The organism is Brevibacillus jepli, assembly GCF_047229145.1.
Taxonomy (GTDB): Bacteria; Bacillota; Bacilli; order Brevibacillales; family Brevibacillaceae; genus Brevibacillus.
Genome location: NZ_JBFEFW010000025.1, coordinates 1 through 18469, shown reverse-complemented (window position 1 = coordinate 18469; position 18469 = coordinate 1). Strand labels below are relative to the sequence as shown.

Annotated in this window: 17 protein-coding genes; 6 read left to right on the top strand and 11 right to left on the bottom strand. The window is 48.4% G+C overall.

Translation table 11 applies throughout. The annotated features are described in order from the left end of the window. Positions 1-26: 26 nt before the first annotated feature. From AB1L17_RS23110 to AB1L17_RS23100, 3 genes are all read right to left on the bottom strand, one after another. Positions 27-1088 (bottom strand): ABC transporter substrate-binding protein, encoded by a 1062-nt coding sequence (locus tag AB1L17_RS23110; protein ID WP_412847357.1) that lies wholly within the window; start codon positions 1086-1088, stop codon positions 27-29. A 90-nt stretch (positions 1089-1178) separates the two neighbouring features. Continuing rightward, complete coding sequence (locus AB1L17_RS23105) at positions 1179-2186, bottom strand: ABC transporter substrate-binding protein (RefSeq protein ID WP_412847358.1); 1008 nt, start codon at positions 2184-2186, stop codon at positions 1179-1181. 128 nt (positions 2187-2314) lie between these two features. After that, the gene (locus AB1L17_RS23100) at positions 2315-3634 is read right to left on the bottom strand and encodes a hemolysin family protein (RefSeq protein WP_412847359.1); all 1320 of its coding nucleotides are present in this window, start codon (positions 3632-3634) and stop codon (positions 2315-2317) included. 141 nt (positions 3635-3775) lie between these two features. On the opposite strand from AB1L17_RS23100, the gene AB1L17_RS23095 reads away from it, so the two are divergent. The 5 genes from AB1L17_RS23095 to AB1L17_RS23075 all read left to right on the top strand — a co-directional run bounded on the left by AB1L17_RS23095 (position 3776) and on the right by AB1L17_RS23075 (position 9704). Further along, complete coding sequence (locus AB1L17_RS23095) at positions 3776-5440, top strand: DNA repair helicase XPB (RefSeq protein WP_412847360.1); 1665 nt, start codon at positions 3776-3778, stop codon at positions 5438-5440. A gap of 51 nt (positions 5441-5491) precedes the next feature. Then, positions 5492-6061: an RNA polymerase sigma factor gene (locus tag AB1L17_RS23090; protein ID WP_412847361.1), complete on the top strand. Its 570-nt coding sequence runs from the start codon at positions 5492-5494 to the stop codon at positions 6059-6061. Beyond that, entirely contained in the window at positions 6042-7442 is a 1401-nt protein-coding gene (locus AB1L17_RS23085) for a hypothetical protein (RefSeq protein WP_412847362.1), read from the top strand. The genes AB1L17_RS23090 and AB1L17_RS23085 overlap by 20 nt, the downstream gene beginning before the upstream one ends. Positions 7443-7580: 138 nt before the next feature. Further along, positions 7581-8816, top strand: coding sequence for an MFS transporter (locus AB1L17_RS23080; protein ID WP_412847363.1), 1236 nt, complete (start codon positions 7581-7583; stop codon positions 8814-8816). Positions 8817-8870: 54 nt separating this feature from the next. Continuing rightward, positions 8871-9704: a DUF1835 domain-containing protein gene (locus AB1L17_RS23075; RefSeq protein WP_412847364.1), complete on the top strand. Its 834-nt coding sequence runs from the start codon at positions 8871-8873 to the stop codon at positions 9702-9704. Between the two features lie 51 nt (positions 9705-9755). Here the strand turns inward: AB1L17_RS23075 and AB1L17_RS23070 are convergent, their stop codons facing one another. The 4 genes from AB1L17_RS23070 to AB1L17_RS23055 form a co-directional block, all read right to left on the bottom strand. Further along, positions 9756-10016 (bottom strand): DUF2573 family protein, encoded by a 261-nt coding sequence (locus AB1L17_RS23070; RefSeq protein ID WP_412847365.1) that lies wholly within the window; start codon positions 10014-10016, stop codon positions 9756-9758. An 86-nt stretch (positions 10017-10102) separates the two neighbouring features. Then, positions 10103-10543 carry a small multi-drug export protein gene (locus tag AB1L17_RS23065; protein ID WP_412847366.1) on the bottom strand — a complete coding sequence of 147 codons (441 nt, stop codon included), beginning with the start codon at positions 10541-10543 and terminating at the stop codon, positions 10103-10105. A gap of 90 nt (positions 10544-10633) precedes the next feature. After that, positions 10634-11629: an ABC transporter permease gene (locus tag AB1L17_RS23060; protein WP_412847367.1), complete on the bottom strand. Its 996-nt coding sequence runs from the start codon at positions 11627-11629 to the stop codon at positions 10634-10636. Next, positions 11595-12554 (bottom strand): ABC transporter ATP-binding protein, encoded by a 960-nt coding sequence (locus tag AB1L17_RS23055; protein ID WP_412847368.1) that lies wholly within the window; start codon positions 12552-12554, stop codon positions 11595-11597. Before AB1L17_RS23055 ends, AB1L17_RS23060 begins: the two co-directional genes overlap by 35 nt. 129 nt (positions 12555-12683) lie before the next feature. Here AB1L17_RS23055 and AB1L17_RS23050 point away from each other — a divergent pair, with 129 nt between their 5' ends. Then, positions 12684-13472 (top strand): GDSL-type esterase/lipase family protein, encoded by a 789-nt coding sequence (locus tag AB1L17_RS23050; RefSeq protein WP_412847369.1) that lies wholly within the window; start codon positions 12684-12686, stop codon positions 13470-13472. 2 nt (positions 13473-13474) lie between these two features. Here AB1L17_RS23050 and AB1L17_RS23045 read toward each other — a convergent pair whose 3' ends face one another. From AB1L17_RS23045 to AB1L17_RS23030, 4 genes are all read right to left on the bottom strand, one after another. After that, entirely contained in the window at positions 13475-14698 is a 1224-nt protein-coding gene (locus tag AB1L17_RS23045) for an MDR family MFS transporter (RefSeq protein ID WP_412847370.1), read from the bottom strand. Positions 14699-14918: 220 nt separating this feature from the next. After that, positions 14919-15767: a YtnP family quorum-quenching lactonase gene (locus AB1L17_RS23040; protein ID WP_412847371.1), complete on the bottom strand. Its 849-nt coding sequence runs from the start codon at positions 15765-15767 to the stop codon at positions 14919-14921. A gap of 74 nt (positions 15768-15841) precedes the next feature. Further along, positions 15842-16138, bottom strand: a complete 297-nt coding sequence (locus AB1L17_RS23035) for a hypothetical protein (protein WP_106782606.1) — start codon at positions 16136-16138, stop codon at positions 15842-15844. Positions 16139-16302: 164 nt separating this feature from the next. Then, complete coding sequence (locus tag AB1L17_RS23030; RefSeq protein ID WP_412847372.1) at positions 16303-18306, bottom strand: oxidoreductase; 2004 nt, start codon at positions 18304-18306, stop codon at positions 16303-16305. Positions 18307-18469: the final 163 nt, after the last annotated feature.

Sequence of the window (18469 nt, the reverse complement as noted above, 5' to 3'; positions counted from 1 at the left end):
AAGAAATCCTCCAATTACTGCATTTATTACTCGATCACTTGTCCTGCACGGTCGAGCATGGCTTGCGGAATGGTCACGCCCATTTTTTCCGCTGCTTTTTTATTTATTACGAGCTTCATGTCTGCCTGCACTTCAACAGCCATGTCAGCAGGCTTAGCTTCACCCTTGAGGATTTTTGCTGCCATGTCAGCTGTTTGCTCGCCCAGCTTCGTGTAGTCGATACCGTAAGTAGCAATCGCTCCGCTCTTTACAGAGTTTTCTTCACCTGCGATTACCGGAATTTTTTGATCCTCGGCTACACCGATAACAGCGGCAATCGAAGCGACAACTAGATTGTCCGTTGGCACGTAGAAAGCATCGACTTTTCCAACCATGGATTCAGCCGCTTGCTTTACTTCCGTCGCACTGGTAACCGCCGCTTCTTTAACTTCCAGCCCTAGCTTGCCCGCTACCGCTTTTGCTGCATCCACTTGTACTTTGGAGTTAACCTCACCAGAACTATAAATGATTCCAACAGATTTTGCATCAGCTTTCAGTTCTTTGATCAGCTTCAATTGCTCTTCAACAGGGTTCATATCAGATGTACCTGTTACGTTCGCGCCTGGTTTGTCCATCGCAGCGACCAGACCAGCTTCAACCGGGTCCGTTACCGCAGTAAACACAATCGGAATTTCCTTACTGGTTTGTGCGGCAGCCTGTGCCGTTGGAGTCGCAATCGCCAACACCAAATCTACTTTGTCAGCCTCGAATTTTTGGGCAATCTGAATGGCTGTATCCATGCTCGCCTGAGCGGATTGCACATCGATTTTTACTTGCTTGTCTTTTTCGTAGCCGTTTTTAGCCAATTGGCTGATAAACCCTTCTCTTGCTGCATCCAAAGCAGGGTGTTCAACGAATTGAGCAATCCCGATTGTCAGCTGCTTGGTTTCAGTAGCTGGGGCTGGAGCTGGAGCCGTTGTCGTTGCAGGAGCCGGTGTAGAATTGTTTGCAGGGGTAGTACTTTGCTGTCCACAAGCGGTAACAGACAAAAGCAATAAAGGAAATAAAAAACTCTGAAAAATTTTAATACTCTTCTTTTGTTTGAACATTTGATAAATTCCCCCTTTTGAATTTTTCTACAATTTTAACACGGATAAAACAGTTTTAAAAGAATAAAAAGAGAGCTTGGCGCTCTCTTTTTACTTGATGATTTCTTTCGCCTGTTGTTTGAGTGCCTCAGAAATGGTGAGCCCAAACTTCGCAGCCGCTGTTTCATTAATATATAAATCAGCTTGTTTCGAAATCTCAACAGGAGTCTCAGCAACCGTTTGCCCTTTTAGAATGCGGGCAGCCATATCGCCTGTTTGTTTACCAATTTGGTAGTAATCGATCCCGTAAGTAGCGACCGCTCCACGTTTTACTGTATCGGTGTCAGAAGCAAAGACAGGGATTTTATTCTCCTCTGCTGCTCCGAGTACCGCTTCGAACGAAGATACGACCGTATTGTCAATTGGGATAATAATGGCGTCTGCTTTACTAGCAAGCCCTTGAGCTGCCAGCTGTACTTCGGACAGCTGCGAAATGCCTGCCTTAATGATTTCTACGCCTTCTTTTTGTGCTGCCTCTTCCAATTCCTTGACCTGCACCTCGGAGTTTATCTCAGAAGTCGTATAGATCACGCCCAGCTTTTTAAGCTCAGGCAGGAATGATTTGACCAGCTTCAATTGTTGTTCCATCGACACTTTGTCGGACGTTCCGGTCACATTCTTGTCTGGCTTCTCCAGACTGCCGACCAGCTGAGCCGAGAGCGGATCTGTTACGGAACTGAAAAGCACAGGTGCATCGGTAATCGCTTTTGCTGCAGCTTGAGCAGATGGGGTAGCAATCGCTACGACCATATCCTTCTTATCTCCAGCGTACTTCTGTGCGATTGAGACGGTGTTATTCATATCACCGTGGGCATTCTGGGAGTCTACCTCCAGGTTTTTGCCCTCTTCGTAGCCAGCTTCTTTCAAACCATCCAAGATTCCTTTATGGATCGCGTCCAGCGCAGGGTGCTCAACGAATTGCGTCAACCCGAGCTTCACGACTTTTTCTTGGCCTGCATTTGCTGCTGTTGCTTCTGTTTTTCCACCTGTTTCGTTACCACATGCTGCCAAAGAAAATGCAAGCAATGCGGTCAGTACCATACTGACTGCTCGTCTCATCTGTACTTCCTCCTCTAGTCTCTGCTCTCTCCTGCTCTAATTGCCCTAAGCAATTAGGCTCATTGCCATCTATGCAACTTGTGTCCCATTATAGCATATTATTACGTGTTGAGAAGCCCTTTCCTCACTTATGTGGGACTGATTTCTTCCTCTGCTTTGCCGACTTTCTTTACAAATACCCTGGTGATTCTGTAATGGTCGACCTCTCCCACGACAAATTCGTACTTCCCTTCCTTTACCCGATCACCCACACGTGGCGGATGGTCGATCTGCATATAAATCCAGCCTGCAAGCGTGTCTACCTCGCTCGACTCCAATTCGATCTCCAGATAATCGCCGACTTCTTCCAGCAACATACGGCCGTCCAATGACAGCATACCGTCACTACGCTCTACCTCAGGGCGCTCGTCGTCGAACTCGTCCTGGATATCCCCGACAATTTCTTCCATTATATCTTCAAGAGTTACCAGTCCGGCGGTGCCTCCATACTCATCAATAATAATGGCCATTTGTCCCCGCTGTTTTTGCAGCATGGTTAATAACCGACTGATCGAGATCGTCTCCGGTACTGTTAATATAGAGCGCATCAACGTCTGGAGATCCTTCTTCTCTCCTTCCAGAAGCCCTGTCAGCATATCCTTGATGTGCAAACTTCCGACAACATGGTCCTTGTCGCCATCGACAACCGGGTAGCGGGTAAACCGCCCGTTTTGGACGAGTCTGACGTTCTCTTCGAATGGATCTCGTACATTCAAAACAACCATATCCGTTCGAGGAACCATGATTTCTCTTGCCATCGTCTCTGAGAAATCAAAAATATTATCGACCAGCATTAGCTCGGTTTGATCAATCAAGCCACTTTTGTGACTCTCATTCACGAGAATGCGAATCTCTTCTTCTGTATGCGCTTCCTGATGCGGCTCCAAGGAAATATGAAAAAGAGCAAGGAACCGACTGGCAGCCCAGTTCAACATCGTAATAAACGGATACATGATTTTATAAAAGAGCTGAATCGGCTTGGCTACCGCGAGGACTACCCTTTCGGAATATTGAATAGCCAACGTCTTCGGAGCCAGCTCCCCCAGCACGATATGCAAAAACGTAATCAATGAAAATGCAATAATAAAGGAAATGCTGGTAACAATTGTTTCATTTAATTGGAAGTAACGAAAAACAGGATGCAATAGATGAGCGACAGCAGGCTCTCCCAACCAACCAAGACCTAATGAAGCCAGCGTAATTCCGAGCTGGCACGCCGATAGATAGGCATCTAAATTGTGCAGGACCCGTTCGACATCAACAGCACGCTTGTTGCCTTCCGCTGCCAGCTGGGTAATGCGCGATTCCCGTACTTTTACAATCGCGAATTCAGTCGCAACAAAGAACCCGTTCAGGAGTACGAGGATCATGACCAAGACCAAATTAAACAAGCTTCCCCATATTGCCATGCTCCGCGCCATCCCTTCCGTCCATGCTTTGGGATATTGTTTCCCATCATAGGCATTTTGTTACCTGTTCGTTTTTCTTTCTTTTCGAGATTGTGATACCATAGTGCTGATTCATATGCCTTTTGTAACGAGGTGAGTCTATTGTCGTACCGTCCAGACCTGCCCCTGATCGTTCAAAGTGATCGGACGATATTGTTGGAAACACAGCATCCTTTATTTTCAGAGGCCAGACAAGCTATCAGTGGTTTTACCGAGCTAATCAAGAACCCAGAATATATCCATACCTATCGGATTACCCCCTTATCGCTTTGGAATGCGGCAGCATCTGGTTTGACATCACAGGAGGTAACGGACGTGCTTGGCAGCTACAGCAAGTACGGAGTTCCTCCAACCATCATCAAAGAGATTGAAGAAACGATGCGAAAATACGGCTTGTTTCGTTTGGAACGCATTGGCGATCAACTCGTATTAATGAGTGATGACCCACTTTTATTAGCGGAGGTCACCAGCTATAAATCGATTGCGGCTCTATTTGAAAGCGACTTTGTCATCAAAAGCTATGCGCGCGGATTGATCAAGCAAGAACTGATCAAGCTCGGGTTTCCTGTCCAAGATTTAGCGGGTTATACAGAAGGCGAATCCTGTGCAGTCAGCTTGCGGGAAACGACATCCCAAGGCAGAGCATTCTCCTTGCGCTCTTATCAAAAAGAAGCTGTCGATGCCTTCTATTCTCGTGGAGCCGTAACAGGTGGAAGCGGCGTGCTCGTTCTGCCCTGCGGCGCTGGAAAAACAGTCATTGGACTGGGTGCTATTTGCCAATTACAGACAGCCACACTCATTTTGACTACAAATACTACCTCGGTTCGCCAATGGATCGCAGAGCTCTTGGACAAAACAGGACTTGATGCAAATATGGTCGGCGAATACACTGGTGACAACAAAGAAGTTAAGCCAATAACCGTGGCAACTTATCAAATTCTTACATACCGCCCCACCGCTGAAGATGAATTTCCTCATCTTAAACTCTTTTCAGAGCGCGACTGGGGGCTTATTATTTACGATGAGGTGCATTTATTGCCTGCACCCATCTTCCGTGTTACCTCTGGGATTCAGGCCACTCGCAGACTTGGACTGACTGCTACTCTCGTCCGGGAAGACGGGCGGGAGGAAGATGTTTTTACGCTGATTGGTCCAAAAAAGTACGAGGTTCCGTGGAAAGTCATGGAAGAACAAGGCTGGATCGCTGAGGCGCACTGCCGAGAAATTCGACTCCCCTTTGAGCCGAAGTGGCGTGAAGCTTATGCGCATGCCAGCGCTCGTCAAAAGTTTCGCATTGCGGCAGAAAATCCAAAAAAACTGGAGGTTGTCCGCCAGCTATTGGAGAGGCACGCCCACGATCGCGTCTTGATCATCGGGCAATACATCGATCAGCTTGATCAGATGGCAACCGCCCTTCAGCTGCCACTCATCACAGGAAAAGTGCCAGACAAAGAACGAGAGCTTTTGTACACTCAGTTTAAAAAAGGGGAAATTACACGCCTGATCGTTTCCAAGGTAGCCAACTTCGCAGTGGATTTGCCGGATGCCAACGTCGCTATCCAAATTTCTGGGACGTATGGTTCCCGTCAAGAAGAAGCGCAGCGCTTGGGACGAATCTTAAGGCCCAAAACAAATGACAACACCGCCCATTTTTATACATTGGTAACACGGGGCACGAGAGAGCAGGAGTTTTCTCTACATCGTCAGCTTTTTCTCGTGGAGCAAGGCTATCCATACGACATTATAGAAATGGAAACGCTGGTCTGAAACGTTTACGAATGACCAGCGTCTCATAAGGGAAGGGAGGCCAAAGATTCAATGCAATCCGACGCCGAAATCATTCAGCGGATTCTTCAAGGCGACATCGAAGCGTATCGCGACCTCATCCAGCGATATCAGCATATGATCTACGTTTTCATTTACAAGATGGTAAACAATCGCTCTGATGCAGAGGATCTAACTCAGGAGGTATTTGTTAAAGCGTATGAAAAATTGTCCACATTTCGCGGGGACAGCCAGTTTTCCTCCTGGTTACATACGCTTGCCCGAAACAAGAGCATCGACTTCTTACGTCGCCGGAAGTTCCACGACTCGGATGAACAATTGGCCTATGTGCCATCCAATACACGTGACGAATCCCCTCAGGAATCGCTCATGACAAAAGAGCAACGCCGAGAAATCCAGGAGGCTTTTGCCTTGTTGTCGGATTCTTATCGAGAAGTGATCGTCCTTCGCTGTACGCACGAATATCCGTTTGAAAAAATAGCTACACTACTCGGCATCGCCGAATCTACTGCTCGCGTCCGTTACTTGCGTGCTCGTCAGGAACTCGCAAAATTGTTATCCCGCAAGGAAGGGGGGCTCGTACATGAACTGCCAGGCATTTAGAAAAGCATGGCTAGATGACACAGATAGCGACTCGCACGCACATATTGAAACCTGTGACGAATGCATCGCTTGGATAGAAACGCAAATGACAACAGAAGAGGAGGTGCAGTTCTTGAAGGAGGTTCCACTACCTCAAGCGAACCTGGAAGAGAGAATCATGCAAGCGATCTACCAGACCGCCGGACAAGGTGTGCCCCCTCAGGCCGCTACTGCATCCTCAGAGCAACAAGCTAGCACAGTAATTACCATGCCGAACAAGCGTTGGACCAAAGGCTTCCCTTCATACGCCTGGGTCAGCGCAGCTGCGGTCTTACTGGCAGTTGGTTTTGTAGGCTATCAACAGTTGGCACCAGGTGAAATGCAAATGGCTTCCATACAAGAAAGTGGTCAGCAAGACAACCAAAACACCTATGCATTCAATGAATCGGCACCATCTACGCCTGCACCTGCAATAGCTTCAACACCATCAGCTGCCGATAGTCAGGCGATGACAAAAGCAGGAAAGAGCCCAGAGGCTACGCCAAAGCAATCGCAGGTTACTCCGACTGCACCAGCAGCAGTTACACCTCCTGCTCCGCCAATTCAATCGAACAAATCGCAAGCGGGTGGCGGCGAGATTGCTATGGTTAAACCTGAGGCAAAAGTAGCAACACCAGAGCCGCGTACAGTAAATAAAGACGAGCAAAACATCGTGACATCTCGTGGATCACAGGAAAACGCTGGTGATCAAGCTGCTAAATCGAAGTCAGCACTCCCGGGAGAATCACCGCAAGCTGAAAAGCATGTAGCAGCCAAAGACGCCAATGGCTCTGCTGCTGAGAATCCCACGACTTTTGGGATCGCCTCCCAGGTTGAGCCGGAAAACGCTGATGGCGATACGACTGAGAACTCATTAGTGGGTCCAACGCTGCCTTCCTCAACGAAGCAGCCCATTACGCTCTCTTCCTTTTCGGACCTGAACACGGCTGTACAAGCATCAGATATGCCTGTGCCTGCTCTTACTCAAGCACCTGATGGCTTCTCGATGAGTACGGTATCGGTCCAATACGAATCCGAAACCAGCCAGAAAGTGAACCGTTTGACAGCAGATTACAAGCGGAACAACGACTGGATTCGCATAGACGTTGTGCGTAATACGGAAGGCAAGCGCAGTCTCTCTATCCCAGGGACTTTCTCCGCTACACAGTTGTTCGCTGTCAACGGAGAGCAAGCTATCGCCGTTTCTTTCGATCAAACAAATGCAAAAGGCTCAGCAGCCCAGCATTCTGTTCATTTTAATGCCCAATCTGACAACCAATCGTTGTATGTGGTAGTCACCGCGCATGGTGTGACGTTGAATGAATTAATGGATGCTACCAAGCAAATCACGTGGAATCCGTAAAAGGCTTATCGGAACGCAAAAGACACGACCTGTTTTTCAGGATCGTGTCTTTTTTTGTTGACTTATTAAAACGCTTAATTAAAATGTTTGTTATAAAGCAAACAAAATTTAATTTTGTTTATTAAAGGAGTGACCTTCATGTCTCATTCATCACCGACACAAGCACCGACAATTTTTCAAAATCCGTATTTCCGGTCGATTTTGCTATCGGGTGCCTTCCTGCAATTCGGAATCTGGGTACGTAACTTTGCTGTTCTTCTGTTTGTCATGGATCAGACAAACAACAATCCTTATGCCGTTTCACTCATATCGGTTGCCCAATTTGCTCCTATTTTTCTATTCTCGTTTATTGGCGGGACCTTCGCTGACCGTTGGCGGCCGAAAAGGACGATGGTGGCAAGCGACTTGCTCTCTGCCTTGTCCATTTTTCTCGTTCTGCTCGCCCTCACCTTCGGGTCTTGGAAAGCGATCTTCTTCGCGACGTTATGTTCAGCGACGCTCTCCCAATTTTCTCAGCCATCGTCCATGAAACTGTTGAAGCTGCATGTACCAGAGGCACAGCTGCAGTCAGGGATGGCCATTTTCCAGACCTTGATGGCTGTCTTCATGACGATCGGTCCTGCGATTGGGACACTCATTTACCAGTCGTTTGGCATTCAGGTCGCAATTGCCGTTATGGGTGCTGCTTTTCTTCTATCGGCGTTTGTCCTGTTCCGACTCCCACCCGATCAGATGGAGAAGAAAGAGGCTGTCACGACGAACTTTTGGACGGAGTTCGCTGCCGGATTCCGGTATGTGTGGTCCAACTTGACTTTGCGTTCGTTGGGTGCCGTATTCGGATGTATCGGGCTTGCTTCTGGATTAATCCAACCGCTTTTCATTTTTCTTGTTGTCGAAAGGCTTCAGCTACCGAAGGAGTCCATGCAATGGCTCATGATGATTAACGGGGCGGGCATGCTGATTGGCGGAGTGATGATCATGAAGCTCGCGAAACGCTTGGCTCCGCATCATCTGATTGCAACAGGGCTGCTCGTGAGTGCTATCGGGACTTTTGGAAATAGCTTGTCAACTTCCATGTGGGCTGTCATGATCATTCAATTGATCAATGGATTGGTCTTTCCGAGCATGCACATTGGTATCAATACGCTGCTTCTAAAAACGAGCGAGGCGAGTTTCGTCGGTCGGGTCAACGGCTTTCTTACGCCACTATTTATGGGAATGATGGTAATCGCCATGAGTATGGCTGGCTGGCTCAAAACACTCTTTTCCTTGCCCATCCTCTTCGGTTCAGCTGGACTGCTTTTTGCGATCAGCTCCCTGTTCCTCCTGCCGATCTTCAAGCAAAAGGCAGCTGTCGCGAAAGCTTCATCGTGATCTGATTCAAATTACGCTATAATCATGAGAGGATAATTAAGAGGAGCTAAACTTATGAACAAATTTCACATCTGCTTCGGTCTATCAACCTACGGAACTCTCCGGGCGGTCTTCCGCAAGCAGAATCTTTTGCAGACAGATACGGTCATCTGCATTCAGGATGATTTCTCTGTTGGACCGCTGAACCAGCTGTCCTCTTCTTCCGGGATGAATGACAGGATCGAATGGATTCAATCGTTCTTGATGAAAACGGAACAGATCTCTGTAGATGATCTCATCACTGAAAAAGCTTATCTGCTACGCAATCTAAGCTTCCCTTCCCAGATTCCAGACGGTAGTACAGTAGTGCTGTGGTATGGGCAAAACGCATCTGACATCATCGGCCTGGGCTTCGTAGCATCGATGCTGCAAGGAAAAAGCCTCTCGTTTGAAACAATTGATGTCACCGCATTTAGTGTGGATATCCATTACAAAGTAAAAGACACCGGGAACAATGAGGTAGTGTATGCACTGAAAAGCGCTGGTGCCCTCCCTCCTGAATTGGTGATGGACGCCTATCAGGTGAAAAAGGCTATGCCTGCTCCTCTCGTGCAAAGCATGATCCTCGAATGGGAAAAATGGTCGCAATCTGAAAGCTCGCTGCGTGTTTACAAAAATGGTGAGGTGATAGCGGTATCCGAGGATTATTACGATGCCGCGCTCTTGGAACATACATCGAAAAAATTCCAAAAGGCAGCCCGTGTCATCGGCACCGTCATGGGGGAAAGCGATCAGTGTATTGGGGACACGTATTTAATATACCGAGTACACGAGCTGATCAAGCAAGACTTGCTACAGTACCAAGGAGAGTTAATGCCTCTTCGTCGGTTAGATATTCGTTTGACGTAAAAAAAAAACGCTGTCCTCTTTCACAAAGAGACAGCGTTTTTTTCACCACCTTTAATGCTTTTGATTTTTCTCTTGATTCCACAGCTTGATTTGCTCAATAATTTCCCGAATTTGATTTCGGGCTTCCATATGCTCAGGCTCGCTTCCCCAATGCTGAATCAGTGGCGGCATCGCTTTTGCCATGGTTGTATACAGGCACCATATTTTTACCATTTCCACACGCTCAGGAGTCGCTTCTCCCGTCAACAGCTCTGTAAATTTATGAACGAGATCCTCCAGCTCAGGGACCAACGCTTCTTTTTTCTCTTCCATGTCAGTTACCTCACTTTCGGGAAAAAAATCTATTGCTATCCTTCGTTTATTTTACGAAAAAACACTCCCGCGGAAAAGGAAGATTTTTACTTTGCTTCTGGTACCATGAATTGCAAGAGACCAAAAGCAACGCCTGCAGTCAGAATCGCACTCCAGATAATAATGCCCACTGTCATCCAAAACATGAGCTTTTTCGTTGGTGCTCCCAAGGAGATACCGATAGCGGCTCCCAAGGGCGCTCCGGTCAAAAGCGGTGAAGCGAGACCAAGCCCGATTACCCCGTACTTGTCCCAAATCTGCCACATGCGTCCTTGGCGTTTGCTTCGTTTCTCCACCCGCTTCAATAGCCAGTTACGCAAAGAGCCTCCAACAAAAATAATAACTCCTGCGCTAATAATCGCTCCCACCGCACTGAAAATCCCGATCAGGACTGGTGGTAATTTCAACATAAAGCCTACAGGAATTGCTGCCCATAGCTCAAGCATGCCTGATATCGTCACTGAACCTGCTTTCCATAACGTTTCCATTCTGTTATCGTCTTTCTCCTCTCGATGTCTTCTTTATTCGTCATTGTAAAAGACGAGCAACTACCTCATAAAGTAACGGAAATTGCCAAATTATGAAGTTACATCCCTACGGATAAATGCCGTATAAGCAACAATCAGCGCTGCGATCGCCCATACACTTAACACGGTCAGCGAGAAAGGCAAGGTCATTCCCTTGATCGGAGGCAGCGTTCCATTGAGATAATCGGTTAGCTGCAAATTCACTACGAACAAGTATTTGGACGATTCCCAGGAGGATGCCATCTGCGTCAGGATCGTTCCGCTAATCAACGCAGCCATCATGATCCCCATCCCTGCAGCCGCACTCCGAACCAATACAGACACCATAAGCGTGACAGTAGCAACTACGACGCAGACAAACCACCCTAGTCCGTACTGCATCAACAGAAATTGCCATTGCGGCAACATGAATGCACCAGAAGTCTCCAGCTCTCCACCCGATACTTGAAAACCCGTCAAAATAGGCAGGTCCCATCCCGAATAGCCAAACACGACTCCAGAGAGCAAATAGGCTAAAATGAGTGTCGTGAGAACGGTGAGAGAAGTAAACAGCAGCAGCGTGATGTATTTGCTGGTTAAGACCTTCCACCGCCTTACGGGTCGAGTTAGCAGCAGCTTAACCGTTCCCTCACTAAACTCTGAAGATACGAGGTCAACTGCTAGTACGACGATAATCATTGGCAAAAACATGGAGATAGCCTGATCCATGAAACCACGGGCGAATGTTGGTCCACCCGGCGCCATTGGATTGATGTCATGATCCAAATAATATTGCTGCTGTGCGATTCTGACCTTGATAAAGTCCCGCCATTCTTCGGGAAGACGGCTTGAGGCCAGTCGGTTTTGCATATCGACAATTTGTTGAGTTAACAACGGTCGCCAGTCGGTTGTGCCCATTCGTTCCTGCGCAGTTACGACGGATCGGTACTGCGCGTATGTAAAAATCGGGATGAGAATCGCCAAGATCAGCACGACGACGAGAAAACGGCGCCGCCGCAGCAATTTGATCGTTTCATTCTGTACGAGCCCCACCATGCTCTGCTCCATGACTTCCTCCTCCTCCCGTCAATGTGAGGAACAGGTCCTCCAGTGTAACGGTCTTCGTTGCAATCCCCATCACAGGAATACCGGCATTCACCAACGCTTGGTTAGCCTCGCTCACTTTGTCCACATCCATGCGTGATTTCAAGCGTTCCTCGCTGACCATCCACACGTCTGTCACTGATTTTAGATTGCGCAGTACTTCCTCTGCCTTTTGTATGTGAGAGGATGGGATTGTCCAATCGACTTGATCAGCAAACTGCTCCATCAGCTCTTTGACTAATCCAACCGATATGACCTTCCCTTGGCTGATAATCGCCACCCGATCACACATCATCTCGATTTCACTGAGAAGGTGACTCGATATGAAAACAGCAAGCCCTTCTTCTTCAGCCAGCTTGCGAATAAACTGGCGCAACTCGCGGATTCCCGCCGGGTCCAGACCATTCGTTGGTTCATCCAGAATCAATATTTTCGGACGGTGCAAGAGTGCTTGCGCGATCCCCAGACGCTGTCTCATCCCCAGCGAGTACGTCTTGACTTTATCGTCAATCGCCCGCTCCAAATCTACGAAGCGGACAATTTCCTCGATACGCTCCCGTGTAATGCCACCACTCATTCTGGCAAACTGCTCCAGATTCTCTCTGCCTGTCAAAAACTTGTACAGCTCCGGATTTTCTACGATGCAGCCAACCTGTGCAATTGCTTGCGGGAACTGCTCCTGAAGGGAGATGCCACCGATGCGAATATCTCCCCCATCCGCCTTAGCCAGACCGACGAGCATGCGAATGGTTGTCGTTTTGCCTGCTCCATTTGGCCCGAGAAAACCAAATACCTCGCCTGCGAACACGTCAAATGTAATATCGTGAATAATCGGCTTTTTGCCAATTGCTTTTCGTAATCCTTTTACTGAGAGGACCGTTTCGGCCAATGTGCGCCCTCCTATCTTGGTCTCGCCTCGTCAACTGACGGTGGCGTTCCTTTTATGGTACACTGACATAAGATGTCCATCCACATTATACCATGACCATACACTCTATAACGAATAGGAGGATACCCGATGCGCACATCCGGCCAACTTCTTTGGCGCACGGCAGGTCTCTTGTCTTTAGCTTCGTTTCTATTGTTTGCGACAGGGTTTGTCCTTGCGATGAATCCGCAGCAGTTGGCACCATCTACCGCGACTCCTCCAGTTGAAAAAGCACAACCTCCTGCTCCCTTGCCAGAAAAAGGCGTTCAGAAAGTAGTCGCTCTGGGAGATTCACTCACGCGCGGCGCAGGTGACGCAAGTGGTCAAGGCTATGTGGGACTCGTTCGCCAAGCACTGGAAAAAAAAGCGGGCCAGACCATAACATTGACGAACCTAGCTATCAGTGGCCAGGAATCGACGGAACTTTTGGAGCAAATGTCTCAGGAACAAGTAAAGAAGCTACTCGCTGAAGCTGATCTGATCCTGTTTACGATCGGCGGCAACGACTTGTTCAGACAGACAGGCGGGCTGTATACCATCGAAAAAGAAAAAGTGACCGGAGCGATCAATAAGCTCTCGGCCAACTATGAAGAGATTATCAAACAGATTCGTAGCGTCAACAAGACGGCGACCATCGTATATACTTCGTTGTACAATCCGTTTGGAAATACGGAAGCTGCCGTCGACACTATCGGACCCGTACTCGACTGGAATAATCAGGCGTCCCAAATCGCTTCCCGCTACCCGCAAGTATTCGTGGTGCCGACCTACGACTTGTTCTTGCGAAAGGAACAAAACTATTTGTATACCGATCATTTCCATCCGAATGCTGAAGGCTACAAGCGCATGGCGGAGCGTATCTTGCAAGCGCTGGAGTGATTCTACCCCGCTTGATTCAAAGGCTTGCCGCGGGTAGCCTCAAATGCACGTGCACCCGCCCATTGGAACGCACTGCTCATCAACGATGTAGCTGCTACAACCAGGAACAAAGTCGTACCTCCGTAGTGTGCCAACAGCAATCCCCCCATCCAAGGACCGATGAACTGGCCAAGGTTGCTGAAGCTTTTCGCACCGTAGTAGCTGCCGCGCATACTCTCTGGGGCCATTCGGTCAATCAGGACATCCCCAGCTGTAAACGTAAGGATTTCACCAATTGTGAAAAATACCATCGCCACGATGAATATCAGCCATGAGTTGGCAAATGCATACCCCACGTCACCAACCGCATACATGACGTTTCCCACCACAATCGCGGTGAGAGGCGTCTTTTTTTCTGCCCAGTTCGTCAACGGAAGCTGCATCACAATAACGACAATCGCATTGACTGTCATCAGGATGGCAAACAGCTCTGTTCCATTCACAACTGTCATTTCTGCGAATTTTGCCAGCGTAGACGACATCTGCGAGTAGCCAATCGCTCCTAAAACACCGGCAAGCATGTACAAACGAAACGCTTTGTCGTGCACCACAACACTGAATGCACGGCCGAATGTAACGACTTCTTTCTTTTGACCTTCAATTTGCTTAATGCCGAACTTGTTCAATAATCCTTGCAAGCTAATCACATAGATAAAATAAATCAGCGCAGTCATCAGGAAAGGTAGAGCTACAGAGCTTTTCGCGAGAACTACCCCTGCAATAGGCCCTACAGCTACCCCCACGTTAATCGCCATGTAGCGAATACCGAACACGCGAAGCCGCTTCTCTTGTGGCGTTACATCTGCCATCAGAGCCTGTGAAACCGGTTCGTAGAAAGATCGACAGAGTCCCCCTGCTATATTGAGCAAAAGCAGAATCCACGGATCTTTACTAAGCGCAAACCCGACGAACACGAACGTCCACACGTACAACGCCCCTAGCATGACTCGCCTGCGCCCAATCCTGTCCGACCATGCGCCCGCAACAAAGCCTCCGATTGTACCCGCGAGCGGTCCCACTCCAATAGTCAACCCGATCATTGCCAGGCTCATATCTGTATGATTGGACAAGTATAAAAACAAAAACGGCATGCTCATCGAGCTGGCAGCCCGGACGAACACGGTCCCAACGACTAATGACCAGACGATCGGGTGAAACTCCTGTAAACGCATCTTCATCCAGCTCATTGTCTCTCTCCTCACCACTGTTATGCTCTTCTATCTCTGCCAGAACAGATGATCTGTGCTGTTCCCATTGTAGAGAGGCAATTGTCGTTCGTCAATGAACATTCAAATTTTTTTGATTATGAAACATTTCTATGAGAGTTATCAAAATTTCGATAGGGCTGATCCCATAAACAATGCAAAAGACCGCCAAATAAGCTCTGGCGGTCTGGACACATCCTTTTTACAAAACAACTTCAATACGATCAATCATTTCTCCCTGCTCGTTCCATTTCACCGCACGATAAACAGAATCGTGGTAGAACGTGAACCAAGCTCCTTGTTTGATCCCATTGTTGATCCATTCTTCTTTTGCAAAGATAGACGTCATCGGGTAATCATCGTAGGCCATTACCCACAATGGATTTTGATGGGCATGTGTAGGCATAATGTCAGCCAAGTGCAATAGCAGGTGACCCTCACTCTCCATCCGCACGATAGCATGTCCCTGGCTGTGACCGCCAGTATGATGCAATGTGATTCCTGGCACTACTTCGAGCGAAGCACCATATGTCGTCACCTGATTTTCGATCGGGCGCCAGTTGTCTTCCCAATATGTATTTTTCGAGCGAATGTTCGGCTCTCTCATCTCCGCCCATTCCTGCTCCTGCACGTAGATCACGGCCTGTGGAAACGTGGAGACAAGTTGTCCATCACGAATAGAGACAAGACCGTTCGCATGATCGTAGTGCATATGTGTCATGATGACGATATCAATATCGGCTGGAGTCAACCCTTTTGCAGCAAGAGATTCAACAATCTGAGACTCTTCCTCCAGTCCAAAATTGCGCTTCTGCTTTTCCGTCAGCCGATCATTTCCCATGCCAGATTCAATCAAAATACGCTTGCCATAAGCTTGGACCAGGATCGGGTCAGCACGCAAAGGAATTTGATTTTGCTCATTGGGTGGGTATCTTTTGCTCCATAACGGCTTGGGTACTACTCCAAACATTGCTCCCCCATCCAGCTTCGTGAGTCCACCTCTCAGCCAAGTAAATTGAAGCTGACCAACCTGCCATTCGTTCCCTACCATGATCATGCCGCCTCCTCGCTTGCTCGGATTCCTTACCTAAGATCGAAAGTGAAAAGCACCCCGTTCAGGGTGCCTTACAGCTTTTCTGCTACACTTACCGTTCTAGTCGCCGGGGCGATTTCTAGCAGGAGATCACTCGATACTGCCTGCACAGTTACATCTGAATCGCTACGTCTATGATGAAGCACGAGCTGCGCTACCTTTTCATTCTCTCGGTACACGCTGATTAATGTCTGCAATGGATTGGCACTCCCGCCTGCAATCATCTTAAACCCCGGGGCTATCGTAAACGTCCATCCCTCCACCTCAACTAGTGGTGCTAACGAGTAAAGGAAGTAACGTTTGCCTAAAAGAATGCCATTATGGTTCATCAAGGCGAGAGCCCCCAATCAAATGAATTTGAACATATAACTTCATTTTGCAAGAATTAACGAAGGTTGAAAAGCCATTCGACAAAACTTCTAATAAGACGACATACTTTTCTTACTACTATACTACAAGAATTATTATCGAAATAGAAAATCTTTTCAGCCCATTAGATTGCTCTTCCTACCGTCGCGCCCTCCAAAATAGCCCGCTTGGCATCGAGCTCTCCTGCTTCTTTGGCACCGCCGATCAGATGCACAGGCAATCGATTGTGCAAAGCGTGGTATAACGAATCATTAGGGGTCGCTCCAGCCGCTACAATGACTGTATCTGCTGGAATCATGCGTTCCTCCCCATCCTGAATGAAATACACCCCTTCCTGCGCAATCCGGCTGTACTCAATCTGTGTCAGCATCTCTACGCCACGGCGCTTCAGGTTGGCGAGAACTGCCCAGCGAGTCGTTTTACCTAAGCCCGCCCCGACATGCTTGCCTCTCCTCAGCATACTGATTTTCCGTTTGCTCTGCTGTAATTTCTGTACAGCTCGCCCATCCAGAATACGATATTCCTGCAAGTACTCCGCTGCCTTTGGTGAAATCGTCTCGTCGTGCATCAGCAAGTGGGACAAATCACAAGCGATACCACCCGCACCGACGATCACGACTTGTCTTCCTACCTTAGCGCGCTTCTCAAATACCGCATCATATCCCGCCACATGTGTGAGCTCCACACCTGGAATCTCAGGACGTCGTGGAATGACCCCAGTAGCCACCACAACTTCTGCAAACCCTTCTCCGATCAATGCATCCGCCTCTGCCAATGTGCCCAGCCGGATTTCGACACCAAGACGGGCTAGTTCAGTGCGGTAGTAGCGCAGCGTTTCATTGAATTCCTCCTTGCCTGGCACCTGTCTTGCGTAGTTCAATTGGCCGCCGATCTGATTTTTGGCCTCCATGATGACCACCTGATGCCCTCGTTCTGCTAGCACACGAGCAGCCTCCAAGCCGGCAGGCCCAGCCCCGATTACTGCTACCTTCTTACTGTTTTCCGTCGGTACCAGCTGCCACTCCGCTTCTCTGCCCACGAGTGGATTAACCAGACAGGATGCTACCTTACCATCAAAGATATGGTCGAGACAAGCCTGATTGCAAGCAATACATGTGTTTACTTGATCAAAGCGTCCCTCCTTGCTTTTCAGAACGATATGCGGGTCTGCCAAAAATGGGCGCGCCATCGAAACCATATCACAGCAATCCTCGTACAAAATCTTTTCTGCCTGGCGCATATCGTTGATTCGATTGCTGGCAATAACCGGGATGCTGACCACTTGCTTGATTTGCTGAGCCACCCATACATACGCGCCACGCGGAACCATCATACCAATGGTCGGTACTTGTGACTCATGCCAGCCGATCCCGATATTGAGGGCATCAACTCCTGCCTCCTCAAGCAGTCTGGCAAATTGCAGTGTCTCGTCCATCGTCGTACTATCTGGCATCAAGTCTAATCCTGACATACGATAGATGATTGGATAATCAGGTCCTACTGCTTGACGGACGCGCTTAGCCACCTCTACACCAAATCGAGCTCTTCGTAAAAAGTCACCACCCCACTCATCTTCACGCTTATTCGTAACTGGGGACAAAAACTGATTGATCAAGTATCCTTCCGAACCCATAACTTCTACAGCATCAAAGCCGGCTTTTTGTGCGCGGACGGCACCATCCGCAAAGCATTGGACCGTTACCTCGATCTCCTCTGCACTTAGCTCACGCGGCTTCCAGCGGTTAATCGGCGCCTGCAATGGTGACGGTGCTACCGGGTCTAACCCTGTGGCTTCCTTGTACGCATAACGTCCAGCATGGAACAGCTGCAACGCAATTTTTCCTTTTGCCTGATGAACCTCTTGCGTGATTTGGCGCAATTTCTCGATATCCGTGTCTTGATATACATTGCAATACACGTCGCCCATTCCACCCACTGGATGTACGGCTGCTCCACCTGTCACGATCAAGCCTGCCTCTCCGCTGGCACGTTCTGCGTAAAAGGTGGCCAGCCGAGCTACACCGTCCTGAAGTTTTTCAAATCCGACGTGCATCGACCCCATCATGATCCGATTTGGCAACATCATCGAACCGATTTGAATCGGCTCCCATACTTTCGAAAGTTCCACGTTAATTGCCCCCTAACGAGTGAATGCTCATTCATTTTATTCTTATACGATTCTCCTTCTCCATCACAGAATCCTTCTTCTTTATTAGTAATCGAGTAGGAGGGGGTGACTAACCCCCGTCCTCTCACACCACCGTACGTACCGTTCGGTATACGGCGGTTCA